Consider the following 14,858-nt stretch of genomic DNA (forward strand, 5'->3'; position numbering starts at 1 on the left):
GCACCCGCCCGGTTCCCCGCCCGGCGGAGCGCCCCGCGCGGCGTCCGGCCGAGCGCCCGGCGGCGCGGCCGGAGGAGCGTCCGGCGGCTCCGGACAAGGCCAAGGACAAGGAGATCTCGGTGGGAAAGCCCGCCGCCCCGGCTCCCCGTCCCGCGCCGAAGCCCGAGACCACGTCGGAGGCCAAGCCCGCGGCCAAGCCCGAGCCCGCCGCGTCCGCCGAGCCTGTCGAGGCCAAGCCCGCGCCGAAGGCCGCGCCGAAGCCTGAGCCCAAGGCCGAGGCGAAGCCGGAGCCGAAGGCCGAGGCGCCTGAGGCCGGAGAGCTGCCGGTGCCGGACTATGACTCGGCGACGCTTCCGCAGCTTCGCGCCCGCCTGCGCGGCCTGACGGCCGACCAGGTCAGGCTGCTGCGCGAGTACGAGCGCGCGCACGAGGCGCGTCCGGAGATCGTCCGCATGTACGAGAACCGGATCGCCAAGCTCAACGGCTCGCACTGACCTGAGGAACGCGCCGAGGCCCGTCCGGAATCTGGTTCCGGACGGGCCTCGGCGCGTGTCCGGGACCGGTCTCCCCCTCACGGGGGAGGGTGATCACTCGCGCTGGGGAGGCGGACGGCCCGGTCCGCTGTGATCGTGGGCGGGATGAGGATCCTTCGCACCGCGTCGTCCTCCGGTCCCGAGGCCGTGCGGGTGAACCGGGTGGCCGCCTACACGGCGTTCGCCTGGGTGATGGTGTTCCTGGCCTGGCATGTCGTCTGGGCGCTCACCGGGCTCGCCTGGCCCGAGGCGTCCGAGCGGCACGGCGCCGCGCGGGTCGTCGCGGAGGCGTTCAGCGTGATCGTGCTGCTCATGGTCGCGGTGGGGGTCGCGCTTCCGCTGGCGCTCGTCCAGGCGTGGGGACGGCGGGTGCCCGCGTGGATGCTGGCCGCCGGGGTCTGGTTCGGGTGCGTTCTGCTCGGCGCGCGCGGGTTCAGCGGCGTCGCCGACGCGATCGCACGCGCCACCGGCGTCCTCCCGCATGGGCTGACCGGGATGACGACGGAGCAGGTCTACGGCTCCGCGCATCCGTCGGTCTGGGCGCGGGTCGCCGGTGCGGTCACGGACGTGATGTTCGCGGTCGGGGGCGTGGTGTTCGGGGTCGCCGGGGTGGCGTTCCGGCGGGTTCAGCGGACGAGCTGATCCCCCAGCGGGCTGCGCATGTAGAGGACGGAGCGTCCCGCGCGCGTGCGGTTGAGGAGGCCGCAGGCGTGGAGGGCCGTGAGGTGGCGGCTGATCCCGCCCGGCGTGACGCCGAGCCTCCGGGCCAGGTCCGTCGTGGACGCCGGGGACGCCAGCATGATCAGGAGCCGTGTGCGGGGCGCGCCGAGGAGTTCGGCGAGCGCGGCGGTGCCCTCGGGGGCGGCCTGGTCCCAGACCGCGCCGCGTCCGCGCGCGGGGTAGGCGATCAGCGGCGGGCCGTCCTTGTCGGTCATGGTGATGGCGCCGCGCAGGAACAGGCACGGGGCGAGGACGAACCCGCGTCCGGCGACGTCCACGGCGACCTTCCGCACGACGTCGGACGGGATCACCACCCGGACGCTGCCGTCCTCCCAGGTGACGCGGTCGTCGAGTTCGGCGAACAGGGCCGCCGCGCCGCCGAGCGCGAGCCGCCGGGCACGGTGCGCGAGGTCGGCCTCCAGGACGGCGCGCATCCGCGCCCAGTAGGGCTCGAGGCAGGCGTCCCAGTACGCCTCGATGGCGGTGCAGATCCGGTCGAGGACGGACGCGGGATCACCGGTCAGGACGCGCGGGATGGGGACCTCCCGGTAGGCGGCGTCCACGTCGTGCCGGTAGGCGGCGGCGATGTCACGGCGGACCACGTCCGGCGGGGTCGCCCGCAGCAGGGCGAGGTCGGCCGCGAGGTCGGTGACGATGCCGTCGGGGCGCGGGGTCATGAAGTCGGGCAGCCAGCCGTGCGGGGCGAACACGGCGTTCAGCGCCTCGGTGTCGAGCCGGGCGTAGGCGGCGGCCGTCTCCCGGACCCAGGACTGGTGCTCGGGCGTCTGCGCGGGGAACACGCGCGGCCGCAGGCTGAACACCAGCTCGAACAGGGGTGACATCCCGAACGACATCTCGGCGAGATCCTGGACGCCCAGCCTGAACTCATACATTGCCCCAGAGGGTAAATCCTTTCCCTTGCCCCGTGCACGCGGGCTGGGATGGCCCGCATGACGCTCTCCCTCCCCCGGAGCCTGGCGGACGCCGCCGGGCACCCGGTGATCCGCTCCCTGTCGGCCATGACGCTGGTCAACACGGCCGGCAACGGCCTGCTCATGACGACCGGCGCCCTGCTGTTCACCCGGGTCGTCGGCATGACGGCGTCCCAGGTCGGCCTGGCGCTCACGCTGGGCGGGGTGTGCGGCATCGCGTCGAGCATCCCGCTGGGCCGGGTCGCCGACCGGTTCGGGGCGCGTCCGACCGTGGTGGCGCTCCTGGTCGTCCAGGCGGTGCTGGTCCTCGGTTACACGCAGGTCCATTCGTTCTGGACGGCCCTGCCGCTGATCTGCGCCGTCACGTTCGTGGACCGGGGGGAGAGCGCGGTGCGGGCCGCGCTGATCGCCCAGGCCCTGCCGCCGGACCGGCGGGTGCCGGGGCGGGCGTTCCTGCGGGCGGTGACGAACGTCGGCATCTCGCTGGGCGCGGTGCTGGCCTCCCTCGCGCTCGTCGCCGACACGCCCGCCGCCTACCGGACGATCGTGGTGGCCGACGCGGCGACCTTCCTGCTCGCGGCGCTCCTGGTGTTCAGGGTGCCCGCGCTGGAGAACGCGGGCGGTGAGCGGACGCCGGGCCGGGGCTTCGGCGCGCTGACCGACGTCCCCTACGTGGTGATCACCGTGCTGGCGGGGGCGCTGGTCATGTTGCAGGGCGTCCTGGAGATCGGCGTCCCGCTGTGGGTGACGGGCCAGACGCACGCGCCCCGGACGCTGATCGCGGCCGCGATGCTGCTGAACACGGTCATGGTCGTCCTGTTGCAGGTCAGGCTGAGCAAGGGCGCCGAGAGTCCGGCGCGGGCGGCCCGGCTCGCGATGCGCGCCGGGGTGCTGATCGCGGTCGGCTGCGTGCTGCTCGGCTTCTCCAAGGGCCCGGACGCGTGGACCGCGACGGTCCTGATCCTGGTGGCGGTGGCGGTGATGACGGTCGGCGAGATCCTGGGGTCGGCCGGAAGCTGGGCGCTCGGCTTCGACCTGGCGGACGAGCGGTCGCAGGGCGTCTACCAGGGCGTCTTCAACACCGGCTTCGCCGCCGGCCTGGTGCTGGGCCCGCTCGCCGTGACGCAGACGGCCCTGCGGTCCGGCATGACGGGCTGGCTGGTCCTCGCCGGGATCTTCCTGGTGACGGCCGTCGCGTTCGTCCCGGCGACCCGGTGGGCCGTCGCGACGCGTCCGGTGGCCGAGCCCGCGGCGGCGGAGGAGCCCGTGACGGCGGCCTGACGGGCCCGGCGGGGGCTCGGGCGAAGGCTCGGGCGTGGGCTCAGCGGACGAGCTGGTCGCCGAGAGGGCTGCGCATGTAGAGGACGGAGCGTCCCGCGCGCGTGCGGTTCAGGAGGCCGCTCGCGTGCAGGGCGGTCAGGTGCTGGCTGATCGCCCCGGGCGTGACGCCGAGACGCTGGGCAAGGTCGGTCGTGGACGCGGGCGCGGCCAGCATGACCAGCAGTTTCGCGCGGCGGGCGCCGACGAGCGCGACGAGCGCGGCGGGACCCTCGGGCGCGGGATGGTCCCAGATCGCGCCGCGTCCGCGCGCGGGGTAGGAGATCAGCGGCGGCCCCTGGTCGTCGATCATCGTGATCGCGCCGCGCAGGAACAGGCAGGGGACGAGGACGAGCCCGCGTCCGGCGACGTCCACGGCGCGTTCGGGCGCGAGCCCGGACGGGATGACGAGCCGGACGAGTCCCGGGTCCCAGCTGACGCGGTCGTCCAGCTCGGCGAACAGCGCGGCGGCGCCGCCGAAGGCCAGCCGCCGCGCGCGGTGGACGAGGTCGGCCTCCAGGACGGCGCGCATCCGCGTCCAGTAGGGCTCGACGCAGGCGTCCCAGTACGCCTCGAACGCGGCGTGGATCCGGTCGAGGAGGACGGCGGGATCGCCGGTCAGGACCGATGGGACGGGCACGTGCCGGTACGCCACGACGATGTCGTTCCGGACGAGCTCCGGCGGCGTCGCGCGCAGCACGGCCAGGTCGTCCGCGATCTCGGTGACGATGCCGTCGGGGCGGGGCGTGAGGAAGTCCGGGATCCAGCCGTGCGGGGCGATCAGGACGTCCAGCAGTCCGGTGTCGAGCCGGGCGTAGGCGGCGGCCGTCTCCCGCACCCACGACAGGTGCTCGGGGTTCCGCGCGGGCTGGAGGCGCGAACGCAGGCTGAACACGAGCTCGAACAGCGGCGACATCCCGAACGACGTCTCCGCGAGGTCCTGGACGCCCAGCCTGAACTCATACATTGAGGAATATCCTAAATTCATTTCGCGCCGCTGGGCCGCGCCACTGGGATGGGCGCATGACGACGACCTCCCCCCGGGCTCCGGGCATGGCGACCCTGGCGCGGCATCCGGTGATCCGGGTGCTGTCCGCGGCGATGCTGGTCAACACGCTCGGCAACGGCCTGTTCATGACCACCAGCGCCCTGCTGTTCACGCGCGCGGTCGGCATGACGCCGTCCCAGGTCGGCTTCGCGCTGGCCCTGGGCGGGGTGTTCGGCATCGCGTCCGGGGTGCCGATGGGACGCGTCGCCGACCGGTTCGGGGCGCGTCCGACGGTGGTGGCGCTGCTCGGCGCGGAGGGGGTGCTGATCCTCGGCTACACGCAGGTGCACTCGTTCTGGACGGCGGTGCCGCTGATCTGCGGCGTCACGTTCCTGGACCGGGGCGCGTCCGCCGTCCGCAACGCGCTGGTCGCGCACGCGCTGCCCGCCGAGCTGCGGATGCCCGGCCGGGCGTTCCTGCGGATGATGACGAACGCGGGCGTCGGTGTCGGTGCGGCGCTGGCGTCCCTCGCGCTGGTCGTGGACACCCCGTCCGCCTACCGGACGATCGTGGTCCTGGACGCCGTGACGTTCGTGCTGGCGGCGGTCCTGCTGACGCGGGTCCCGGCGGGGCGCCCGGCGGGGGACGCGGCGTCCGGCGGCGGCGGTTTCGGGGCGCTGACCGACGTCCCGTACCTGGTCATCACGGTTCTGGCCGGGGTGCTGGTGTTGCAGCAGGGGATCCTCGAGGTCGGCGTGCCGCTGTGGGTGACGCGCGAGACGCACGCGCCGCGGCTGCTCGTCTCGGCCTGCCTGGTGCTGAACACGGCGCTGGTCATCGCGCTCCAGGTGCGGATGAGCCGCGGCGCGGAGGACCCGCGTGTCGCGGCCCGCGCCTGCCTGCGCGCGGGGACGCTGATGGCGGTCGGCTGCCTGCTGTTCGGCCTGGCCAAGGGCCCGGACCCGTGGACGGCGTCCGCGCTGATCCTGGGCGCGCTGGCGCTCCAGACGGTCGGCGAGGTGCTGTGCGCGGCGGGCACGTGGGCGCTCAGCTACGAGCTGGCGGACGAGCGCGCGCACGGCGTCTACCAGGGCGTCTTCAACAGCGGCTTCGCGGCGGGGGTGCTGCTCGGCCCGCTGGTCGTCACGCAGACCGCGCTGCGGCACGGCATGGCCGGATGGCTGGTGTTCGGCGCGCTCTTCCTGGTGACGGCCGTCGCGTTCGTCCCGGCGACGCGCGGGGCGGCGGCGAACCGTCCGGCGTGGGAGAAGGCCCCCGCCTGAGCGGGAACCGGAGGCGGCCCCGGACCGGGTCCGGGGCCGCCTCCGGTGTGGCAGGGGCCGGAGGGGGGCCGGTCCCTGCCGGCCGGTCAGGCTTGGGTGTTCGCTCGGGCCGGGTGTTCGCTCGGGCCGGGTGTTCGCTCGGGCCGGGTGTCCGTTCAGGCCCGGTGGCCGCTCAGGCCCGGTGGCCGCTCAGGCCCGGTGGCCGCTCAGGCCCGGTGGCCGCTCAGGCCCGGTGGCCGCTCAGGCGGGGAGCGGGGCGTCCTGGAAGGCGTGGTCGGTGTCGACGCGCTCCAGCGACTCCAGGTGCCGCCGCCGGACGACCAGGACGACGATCGCGATCGCGCAGCACAGGGCTCCGATGTAGTAGGGCGTCGAGTCGCTGAACCGCTCGGCGAGCTTGCTTCCGAAGTAGGGCGCGAGGGCGCCGCCGAGCCACCGGACGAAGTTGTAGCCCGCGGACGCGACCGGACGGGGGTTGTCGGAGACCTCCATGGCCGCCTCGGTGAACGCGGTGTTGTTCAGCCCGATCGGGACGCCGGACAGGATCGTGCAGATGATGATCCCGTCGTGCCCGAGCGTGGCGAGGCCGAGCTGGAAGACGATGAGCAGGGCCAGCGCCAGGTGCATGACGCGGACGGTCCCGATCCGGCGTTGCAGGGCGGGCGCGGCGAACACCGAGGACAGCGCGACCATCACGCCCCACCCGAAGAACACCAGGCCGATGCCGTGCGCGTCCATGTGCAGGACGAACGGCGTCCACGCCAGGACGGTGAAGAACGCGTAGTTGTAGAACAGCGCGGTGAAGGCCGTGGTCGACAGGCCGCCGTGGCCGAGCGCGCGGATCGGCGCGGACAGCGGGGTGGGGACGGCGGGCTTCGGCGTCGGCTTCAGCAGGGTCGCGATCAGCAGGAACCCGACCGCCATCAGGACGGCCGTCCCGAAGAACGGGAACCGCCAGTTCATGTCGCCGAGCAGCGCGCCGACGAGCGGGCCGAGCGAGATGCCGATGCCGAGCGCGGCCTCGTAGAGGATGATCGCCGACTCGGCCCCGCCGGACGCGGCGCCGACGATGACGGCGAGGGCGGTCGCGACGAACAGCGCGTTGCCGAGGCCCCAGCCCGCGCGGAACCCGACGAGCTGCCCGACGGTGTCGGACGTCCCGGCGAGCGCGGCGAACAGGACGACCAGGACGAGCCCGATCATCAGCGTCCGCTTGCCGCCGATCCGGCTGGACACCCAGCCGGTGACGAGCATCGCGACGGCGGTGATGAGGAAGTAGCTGGTGAACAGCAGCGACACCTGGCTGGGCGTCGCGCGCAGGTTCGTGGCGATGGCGGGGAGGATCGGGTCGACGAGGCCGATGCCCATGAAGGCGACCACGGCGGCGAAGGCCGTGGCCCACACCGACATGGGCTGCCGGAGGAGGCCGGGCCGGGCCGCGGCCTCCGCTGGCTCTGCGTGCATGGAACCTACCTTTCGGGGGACGGCCCCTCCCCGCCCTCGCGCGCCGGGTCAGGCGGCGGGCGGCCGGTCGGGGTCGGCGAACAGCCGGCCGAGCAGGGGCAGGGCGGCGCTCAGGGTGCTCCGCTCCTGCTCGGACAGCTCGGCGAACCGCTGGACGAGGAGCCCGATGCGGCGCTCGCGGGCGCGGTGCAGCTGGACGCTGCCGTCCCGGGTGATCTGGGCGGTGACCACGCGCGCGTCGGAGGTGTCCCGGCCGCGGGCGACCAGGCCGTCCCGTTCGAGCCGGTTGACCAGCGCGGTCATGGTCGGCAGCTTCACGCCGTGCTCGTCGGCGAGCTCGGTCATGCGGCGCGGCCCGCCCTCGAGCGAGCCGAGCACCGACGCCTGCTGGCTGGTGACGGCCTGGTCGGCGCTGACACGGCGCATCATCAGCACCATCTCGCGGAGCCGGGTGTTCAGCTCCTCGGCGAGCTCGCGGTCGGAACGCATCGGTCTCTCCTCAATTACTTAGCCATACTAAGTTAGTTTGCCTAATAATTCAAATGTGGCGGTGACCTGCATCGTGCCCGGTCCGGCGCCGCCCTGGCCCCGACATGACGATCGCTTAGGCTCCGGTCATGTCGACGGCTTAGGCCGTGGTCGTGCCGACGGCCTAGGCTGCCCCCATGGCGATGGAGACCTCGGCGGAGTCCCCCGTTCCCGTCCGGACGGTGTTGCAGGCGGTCGGCGGCTGGATCGGACGGCTCGGCCGGATCTGGGTCGAAGGGCAGATCACCGAGCTCAACGCACGAGGCGGCACCGTTTACGTCACGCTGCGCGATCCGGTGGCGAACATGTCGGTGCCGGTCGTCGGACGCCGCGAGACCTTCGCCGCCGCCGGGCCCGCCGTCACCGACGGGGCCCGCGTGGTGATCCACTGCAAGCCGGACTTCTGGGTCAACCGCGGCCGGTTCTCCCTGAGCGCGATCGAGGTCCGCCCGGTCGGCGTCGGCGAGCTCCTGGCCCGCCTCGAACGGCTCAAGCAGCTGCTGGCGTCCGAGGGGCTGTTCCGGCCCGAGCGCAAGCGGCCGCTCCCCTTCCTGCCCGGACGCGTCGGACTGATCTGCGGCCGCGACTCGGACGCCGAGCACGACGTCCTGCAGAACGCCCGGCGCCGCTGGCCCGCCGTCGAGTTCACCGTCCGGAACACCGCCGTCCAGGGGGGCAACGCCGTCCCGCAGGTCATGGACGCGCTGCGCGAGCTCGACGCCGACCCGGCGATCGACGTGATCGTCATCACGCGCGGCGGCGGCTCCATGGAGGACCTGCTCCCCTTCTCCGACGAGGCGCTCGTCCGGGCCGTCGCCGCCGCCCGCACCCCGGTCGTCAGCGCGATCGGCCACGAGCAGGACAGCCCCCTCCTCGACCTGGTCGCCGACCTGCGCGCGTCCACCCCGACCGACGCCGCCAAGCGGGTCGTCCCGGACGTCCGGGAGCAGCTCCAGCTCGTCCGGCAGCTGCGCGACCGCGGACGGCGCGTCCTGGTCGGCGGGGTCGAACGCGAGCTGCACTGGCTGTCCGGGATGCGCTCCCGGCCCGCGCTCGCCGACCCCGTCCGCGAGATCGAGCGGCAGGCCGAGCGCGTGGAGGCGCTGCGCGACCGGGCCCGCCGCAGCCTCGCGGCCGCGCTGGACCGCTCGTCCGACCACCTGTCCCACACGCGCGCGCGACTGCTGGCCCTCTCCCCCGCCGCGACGCTGGCCCGCGGCTACGCGATCGTCCAGCGGGAGGACGAGGGCGTCGTCCGGGAGGCCGCGTCCGTCGAGGACGGCGAGGCCCTAGTCGTCCGGCTCGCCGAAGGGCAGCTGGGCGTGACCGTCACCGAGCGTCGGCTCCCCTGACGCCACGGCTCCCGGCCCGGTTCGGCCGCCGCTGTCCGCTTGCGGCCCGGCCGTAGCCGCTTCCGGCCGCGCCCGGACACTTGGAACGTTTGCGCAACTGGACGAGCGTGGATCACGGAACCCAGACCCCCCGCTCTACAGGAGGACGACCCATGTCCGCACTGAGCTGGACGCGCCGCGTGACCCTCGCGGCCGGAACCTGCGCCGTGGCCACCTTCGCCCTGGTGGCGCCTGCCCACGCGAGCGTCTCCCCCACCCTGGTGGGACCGACGGGACGCTGCGCGGCGTGGGAGTTCACCGAGCTGCACGGCGGCCACGACTACATGCGCGCCAACCCCAGCGTCGACTGGAACGGCGTGTGCGTGTTCGGCGTCCACGACTTCTCGTCCGGCGCCGACTACCCCACCAACGGCCCGGCGGAGACCCCCGAACCCGGCATCTACGACGGCCCCGGCCACAGCGAGGCCGTCTACGTCCACGACCTGATCTCCGACGACTGGGGCTGGGGGCCCCGCAACTGACCCCGCACCGACCCCACTCCGGCCCCGGGCGGCGAGGCCGGACGGGGTGGCGCTGGCCCTAGGCTGGTCGGCGTGGCGGAAGAGAAGACGGAACTGAGCTATGAGCAGGCACGGGACGAGCTGACCGAGGTCGTCCGGAAGCTGGAGGCGGGCGGCCTCACGCTGGAGGAGTCGCTGACCCTGTGGGAACGCGGGGAGAAACTGGCGGCCCTCTGCGAGGAGTGGCTGGAGGGCGCGCGCGCCCGCCTCACCGCCGCCATGAACGCCGAGACCGCCGGGCCGGACGACGCGTCCGGCCCGGCGGCCCCGTTCTAGACCGGGGACGCGGCGTCAGGAGCGCTGCGTGGGCGCGGGCGTCACGACGCTCGTGCCGGTCTTGTCCAGCGGCTTGAGCGCGGCGGCGAGGACGGCCAGCTCGTCGTAGCCCGCGGTGCCCGTCACGACGACGCTCACGCCGTCCGGCAGGGTGCGGGCCAGCGAGTTGGCCTTCTTGTCGCGGCGGAAGTAGGTGTCCCACGTGATCCCGGACACGGCGCGGGTTCCGGTCGCGGCCTTGCTGTTGGTCATCCGGGGGACGTACTCGGCGGCCTTCTCGTTGCTCTCCTCGAGGGCCGCGTACTGCCCGGACGGCGCGATGAACCCCAGGTGCCACTGGACCGGCCCGCCCTTCTCACCGAGCCCGGTCAGCCGCGCGCTGGTGGCCCGCCACCCGGCCGGGAGCCCCTGCGGGCCCCACGCCTGGTACGGGCCGTTGTGCGCGAGCGCCCACTCCTGGGAGCCGTAGTCGATCGTCGGGAGCAGCTCCTTGTTGGCCCGCGGCGTGATGAGGTAGATCACCCCGACCAGCAGCAGGCACGCCACGATCGCCGTGGCGAACCCGGCGAGGCCGGTGGTCAGCCGCTTGTACACCCCGGGACTGACCTGCACCGACTCCGGCTGGGCCGGTCCCTCGCCCGCGCCGCCCGCGCCGTTCCCGGCGCCCTCGGGGCGCGCGGACGCCGCGTCCGGGGCGCCTTCGGGACTCGCCCCGGACGGGCTCGGCTGCTCGGACGTCGTCGTCGGGGCGGGGCTGTCGTCGCTCACCCCACCAGGATCCCCTACGGTCGCCGCTGCTCGGTACGGGGGTTCCTGATAGTGCCCACAATGGCCATGATGTCGTCGGCGAGCCGCCGGGACCCCTCGGCGTCGTCGCTCAGCGAGACCTCGGACACCGCGCCCGCCATCGCGCCGGTCAGGACGACGACCAGCGCCTCGTCCACGCCGCCGTCGGACGTGTGGAACAGCGCGGCGTTGCGGCGGGCCCACTTGTTCAGGCGCTGCCGCATCACCCGGTCGAACCCGGGCGGGCCGTCGCCGGAGATGAACAGCCGGGAGACGTCGCGCTCCTCGATGCAGCCGTCCAGGTAGGCGCCCGCGCCCGCGATGAACTGCCGCATCGGGTCGGCCTCGCCCGCCTCCCGCACGGCGTTGATCGCCTTGCGGGTGCGTTCCTGCTGCCGCGCCTGGAACTCCTCGAACAGCGTGAGGTACAGGTCGGCCTTGCCGTTGAAGTGGTGGTAGAGGCTGCCGACGCTGGCCCCGGCCTTGGCGACGATGTCGGTGACCGCGGCCTGGGCGAAGCCCGCCTCGCAGAACACGTCCCGCGCCGCCGCCAGCAGGGCCCCGCGGGTCGCCGCGCCCCGGTCCGAGGTCCGCGGCGTGGTCGTGTCGATGTCGCTGCTCATGACCCTAGAGATTACGCCGGACGATCGCGGGAGACGATCCCAACCAAGGCGTCCGCGTTCTCTGGTCTGGTCCAATTTGGACAGCGGCACGCGACGCGCGGAGAATCCGGGTGAGCCATCGACCGAAAGGGCGTCTCGCCATGTCCGACGACACCACCGTCTCGTCTCCCCTCGTCACCGAGCCCGCCGCTCCGGACCGGAACCTGGCGCTGGAGCTGGTACGGGTGACCGAGGCGGCCGCGATGGCCGCCGCGCGCTGGGTCGGCAGGGGCGACAAGAACGGCGCCGACGGCGCGGCCGTGAACGCCATGCGCCAGCTGATCAACACCGTGTCCATGAGCGGCGTCGTCGTGATCGGCGAGGGCGAGAAGGACAACGCGCCCATGCTCTACAACGGCGAGTCGGTCGGGGACGGCTCGGGCGCCGAGTGCGACGTGGCCGTGGACCCGGTGGACGGCACCCGCCTGACCGCGCTCGGGATGAGCAACGCCGTCGCCGTCCTCGCCGTGGCGCCGCGCGGCTCGATGTACGACCCGTCCGCGGTGTTCTACATGGAGAAGCTGGTCACCGGCCCCGAGGCGGCGGACGCGGTGGACATCGAGCGTCCGATCGCCGACAACATCCGCGCCGTGGCCCGTGCCAAGGGCTCCGCCGTGGACGACGTGACGGTCTGCATCCTGGACCGTCCGCGCCACGAGGGCATCGTCAAGGAGATCCGGGAGACGGGCGCTCGGATCAAGTTCATCCTGGACGGCGACGTCGCGGGAGCGATCATGGCGGCCCGCGACGGCACCGGCGTGGACCTGCTGCTCGGCGTCGGCGGCACGCCCGAGGGCATCATCGCCGCCTGCGCGATCAAGGCGCTCGGCGGCGTGATCCAGGGCCGGTTGTGGCCGAAGGACGAGGCCGAGCGGCAGAAGGCGATCGACGCGGGCCACGACCTGAGCCGCGTCCTGACCACCGACGACCTGGTCTCGTCCGACGACGTCTTCTTCGCCGCCACCGGCATCACCGACGGCGAGCTGGTCGACGGCGTCCGGTACGGCAAGGGCCGCGCCCGCACGCACTCGCTCGTCATGCGCTCCCGTAGCGGGACGATCCGGACGATCCACAGCGAGCACCAGCTCAGCAAGCTCCGCGCCTACAGCGCGATCAACTTCGACTCGGCGGTCTGATCGGCGAGTCCCCGAACGGGCCCGGCGCGTCGCGCCGGGCCCGTTCTTCTGTTTGGGGAAGCGAGGTCAGGGCGTGCGGAGGCGCGGGTCGCGGTCGCCGAGGACGTCCTCGGCGGGCCAGGTCTCGGTGAGGATCCTGCTCAGCAGCGGGTCGCTGGATTCGAGGATCTCGCTGTAGCGCAGCGAGCCGTCCGGGTTGACGCGCTGGCCGCCCAGGACGACCGGGGCGCGCAGGACGTCCTCGCCCCACGGCTCGACGGTGTTGCACAGCAGGCCCTCGAAGCGGAAGCCCTCGATGTCGCTGTCGTTCACCCTTCTGACCAGTTCGTCGGCCACCTCGGCCCGGAGGTAGACCCAGAGCAGGTAGACGACGGTGCGTCCGTCGTCGAGCCGGATCGGCAGGCGCACCTTGAGGAAGTTGCCGACGTCCTTGGCGATCTTGAGGACGTCGGTGTCGGTGCGGATCCGGCGCGCCCGCTCCTCGGGGGAGAGCTCGGCCAGCAGGTGGGGTTCGGAGATCTCGAAGCCGGGATGCTCCGGGTCCAGGTGGCCGCCGCAGGAGCACCCGCAGGAATGGCCGTGGTGGTCGTCCGTGTCGTCCGTGTCGTCGGCGGACGCCGGGAGCAGCAGGGCGAAGAGGCGGACGACGGTGAAGGCCGTCGGTTCGGGCAGGCCCAGCGCGGCCATCGCCGCCGACGCGGCCTCGTCGTACTCGCCGTTGACCCGGACCTCGCACGTCATGGATCCGGGGGCGCCGCCGTAGAAGATCCGGACGCCGTTGAAGAACGGTGACTCCAGGGCCGGGCCGAGGGCGTCCGCGATGCGGTGGAGCACGTTCGCCTCGATCAGCGCGGCCTGGAGGCGCTCGTTCTCGCCCTCGTCCATGCCGTAGCCGAGGACGCCGGAGATGATCGAGCTCCACCCGGGGACGCCCTGCTCGCCGGACGGCCCGACGCGTCCCGCGAAGTCGCCGTCCCCCGCGGAGACGAGTTCGAGCAGGCAGGCGCCGGCGGTCTGCGTCCAGGCGTCCGCGGCCTGCCGGGGGTCGCCGGCCACGGCGACGGCGCAGTCCCGGAAGCACGGGACGTCCGGCTGGACGCTCACGTCCGGGAAGGCGACGACGTCGTAGTGGTGGCCGCCGGCGTGTTCGGGCGGCGCGACGGCGATCGCCCATCCCCGTGGGCTGAGCAGCGAGTCGCCCTTGAGCTCGGCGCCGCGCGTGGCGCCCGGCGCGTACGCTTCGAGGCGCTCGCGCACCAGGGCGAGGAACTCCAGGTCGGGCAGGCGCTCCCCGGAGGGCTCGGCACCGCTCTGACGACGTCGTATCCATGACATGCGGCGGAGCTTAACGGGGACGTTCGGGACATTCCGCTGGATTATGCGGTGGTGCGGCGTGGCACGCCCACCGGCCCGCCTCCCACCGCACGACACCCCTGAAAGGCGCGGGGGCCCCGGCGCGACTGGGCGGCGGGGCCGTCCGCCGCTTCTACTGCCGGCACGCCTCCAGGACCTTGTCCCGGTAGTAGAGCGGGAGGTCCTGGACCTGCTCGACCCGCAGTAGCTGGTACATGATGTCGTGGCGGGTCTCGTCCCGCAGGCCGGGCGGCATCATCTCCGTGACCTGCTCGACGGTGAGCTCTTTGATCGCGTTGTAGTCGCACGTCGCGGCGGCGCGAGCGGGTTCCGCGCGGACCGGCGCGGCATGGGCGGGCACCACGGCGACACCCAGCGCGAACGCGCAGGACGACGCGAAGACCACGGCACGGACGTTCATCTCCGACTCCTCAACTCGGAAGAACAGACAACGTCCACAAAACTACCCACAGAGACAGATCAACTACCCCAAGTAGTCATTCATGAGGAGAGGGCGGGCACCGTCAGTGCCCGCCCTCCACCCGCACCCTCTACCGAGGCGACCCGCTCACCGCCCCTTCTTGCACGCCTCCTCGAAGTCCTTCCGGACGCCCGCCGGAAGGCTGCTCAGCTTCTTGTGCTTGAACGAGCCGTAGAGCGGGTGGGTCTTGAACCTCTGCTGAGTGTCCCGGCCGAGCTGCGCGACCGCCTGCTCGATGGTGAGGCCGCGCCGACTGAAGTTGCACGACGCGGCGGCGTGGGCGGGCACCGCACGAGCGCCCTCCCCGCGAACGGAGGCGGCCTGGGCCGGGAGCGCGGCGGTGCCCAGCGCCAACGCGGAGGCGGTAACGGTGACCACGACACGGACGTTCATCTACGAACTCCTTCACTCAGGCGACTCGACAACGCCCCTATAGCTACCCCACGTACCCGTTCGGCTACCACGTGCTATCGACAAGGATTACGGC

17 protein-coding genes are annotated in these 14,858 nt (G+C 73.2%); 8 read left to right on the forward strand and 9 right to left on the reverse strand.

Annotation, left to right across the window (positions count from 1 at the left end; translation table 11 throughout):
* Positions 1-494, forward strand: a 494-nt coding sequence (locus EBO15_RS44165; RefSeq protein ID WP_158628206.1) for a hypothetical protein, incomplete at its 5' end; no start/stop codon positions are given.
* A 144-nt stretch (positions 495-638) separates the two neighbouring features.
* Positions 639-1,175 carry a DUF1345 domain-containing protein gene (locus EBO15_RS12505; protein WP_147481478.1) on the forward strand — a complete coding sequence of 179 codons (537 nt, stop codon included), beginning with the start codon at positions 639-641 and terminating at the stop codon, positions 1,173-1,175.
* On the opposite strand, the gene EBO15_RS12510 is transcribed toward EBO15_RS12505, so the two are convergent.
* Positions 1,160-2,146, reverse strand: coding sequence for an ArsR/SmtB family transcription factor (locus EBO15_RS12510; RefSeq protein ID WP_122194526.1), 987 nt, complete (start codon positions 2,144-2,146; stop codon positions 1,160-1,162). The two genes, EBO15_RS12505 and EBO15_RS12510, sit on opposite strands and share 16 nt — an antisense overlap.
* A gap of 57 nt (positions 2,147-2,203) precedes the next feature.
* On the opposite strand from EBO15_RS12510, the gene EBO15_RS12515 reads away from it, so the two are divergent.
* A complete protein-coding gene (locus EBO15_RS12515) occupies positions 2,204-3,466 on the forward strand; it encodes an MFS transporter (RefSeq protein WP_158628207.1) in 1,263 nt (420 codons plus the stop codon).
* Between the two features lie 40 nt (positions 3,467-3,506).
* Here EBO15_RS12515 and EBO15_RS12520 read toward each other — a convergent pair whose 3' ends face one another.
* Complete coding sequence (locus tag EBO15_RS12520; protein WP_122194528.1) at positions 3,507-4,469, reverse strand: ArsR/SmtB family transcription factor; 963 nt, start codon at positions 4,467-4,469, stop codon at positions 3,507-3,509.
* 56 nt (positions 4,470-4,525) lie between these two features.
* On the opposite strand from EBO15_RS12520, the gene EBO15_RS12525 reads away from it, so the two are divergent.
* Positions 4,526-5,773 carry an MFS transporter gene (locus EBO15_RS12525; protein WP_122194529.1) on the forward strand — a complete coding sequence of 416 codons (1,248 nt, stop codon included), beginning with the start codon at positions 4,526-4,528 and terminating at the stop codon, positions 5,771-5,773.
* A gap of 240 nt (positions 5,774-6,013) precedes the next feature.
* On the opposite strand, the gene EBO15_RS12530 is transcribed toward EBO15_RS12525, so the two are convergent.
* Together EBO15_RS12530 and EBO15_RS12535 are read right to left on the reverse strand one after the other, a co-directional pair.
* Complete coding sequence (locus EBO15_RS12530; RefSeq protein WP_147481479.1) at positions 6,014-7,237, reverse strand: MFS transporter; 1,224 nt, start codon at positions 7,235-7,237, stop codon at positions 6,014-6,016.
* A gap of 48 nt (positions 7,238-7,285) precedes the next feature.
* The gene (locus EBO15_RS12535; protein ID WP_122194531.1) at positions 7,286-7,726 is read right to left on the reverse strand and encodes a MarR family winged helix-turn-helix transcriptional regulator; all 441 of its coding nucleotides are present in this window, start codon (positions 7,724-7,726) and stop codon (positions 7,286-7,288) included.
* Between the two features lie 176 nt (positions 7,727-7,902).
* Between EBO15_RS12535 and xseA the strand changes: the two genes are divergently transcribed.
* The 3 genes from xseA to EBO15_RS12550 all read left to right on the forward strand — a co-directional run bounded on the left by xseA (position 7,903) and on the right by EBO15_RS12550 (position 9,953).
* Positions 7,903-9,117, forward strand: coding sequence for an exodeoxyribonuclease VII large subunit (xseA, locus tag EBO15_RS12540; RefSeq protein WP_122194532.1), 1,215 nt, complete (start codon positions 7,903-7,905; stop codon positions 9,115-9,117).
* 152 nt (positions 9,118-9,269) lie between these two features.
* Positions 9,270-9,638 carry a hypothetical protein gene (locus EBO15_RS12545; protein ID WP_122194533.1) on the forward strand — a complete coding sequence of 123 codons (369 nt, stop codon included), beginning with the start codon at positions 9,270-9,272 and terminating at the stop codon, positions 9,636-9,638.
* Between the two features lie 72 nt (positions 9,639-9,710).
* Complete coding sequence (locus tag EBO15_RS12550; protein ID WP_122194534.1) at positions 9,711-9,953, forward strand: exodeoxyribonuclease VII small subunit; 243 nt, start codon at positions 9,711-9,713, stop codon at positions 9,951-9,953.
* Between the two features lie 15 nt (positions 9,954-9,968).
* On the opposite strand, the gene EBO15_RS12555 is transcribed toward EBO15_RS12550, so the two are convergent.
* Together EBO15_RS12555 and EBO15_RS12560 are read right to left on the reverse strand one after the other, a co-directional pair.
* Positions 9,969-10,721 (reverse strand): DUF4245 domain-containing protein, encoded by a 753-nt coding sequence (locus EBO15_RS12555; RefSeq protein WP_122194535.1) that lies wholly within the window; start codon positions 10,719-10,721, stop codon positions 9,969-9,971.
* Positions 10,722-10,735: 14 nt separating this feature from the next.
* Positions 10,736-11,362, reverse strand: coding sequence for a TetR/AcrR family transcriptional regulator (locus EBO15_RS12560; RefSeq protein ID WP_122194536.1), 627 nt, complete (start codon positions 11,360-11,362; stop codon positions 10,736-10,738).
* A 140-nt stretch (positions 11,363-11,502) separates the two neighbouring features.
* Between EBO15_RS12560 and glpX the strand changes: the two genes are divergently transcribed.
* The gene (gene glpX / locus EBO15_RS12565; protein WP_122194537.1) at positions 11,503-12,537 is read left to right on the forward strand and encodes a class II fructose-bisphosphatase; all 1,035 of its coding nucleotides are present in this window, start codon (positions 11,503-11,505) and stop codon (positions 12,535-12,537) included.
* Between the two features lie 66 nt (positions 12,538-12,603).
* Here the strand turns inward: glpX and EBO15_RS12570 are convergent, their stop codons facing one another.
* From EBO15_RS12570 to EBO15_RS12580, 3 genes are all read right to left on the reverse strand, one after another.
* Positions 12,604-13,872: a DUF6348 family protein gene (locus tag EBO15_RS12570; protein WP_122194538.1), complete on the reverse strand. Its 1,269-nt coding sequence runs from the start codon at positions 13,870-13,872 to the stop codon at positions 12,604-12,606.
* A gap of 151 nt (positions 13,873-14,023) precedes the next feature.
* Positions 14,024-14,311, reverse strand: coding sequence for a hypothetical protein (locus EBO15_RS12575; RefSeq protein ID WP_122194539.1), 288 nt, complete (start codon positions 14,309-14,311; stop codon positions 14,024-14,026).
* Positions 14,312-14,458: 147 nt separating this feature from the next.
* Positions 14,459-14,764 (reverse strand): hypothetical protein, encoded by a 306-nt coding sequence (locus tag EBO15_RS12580; RefSeq protein WP_122194540.1) that lies wholly within the window; start codon positions 14,762-14,764, stop codon positions 14,459-14,461.
* Positions 14,765-14,858 lie beyond the last annotated feature (94 nt).

This window comes from Actinomadura harenae (genome assembly GCF_003696215.1).
Lineage (GTDB): Bacteria > Actinomycetota > Actinomycetes > Streptosporangiales > Streptosporangiaceae > Spirillospora > Spirillospora harenae.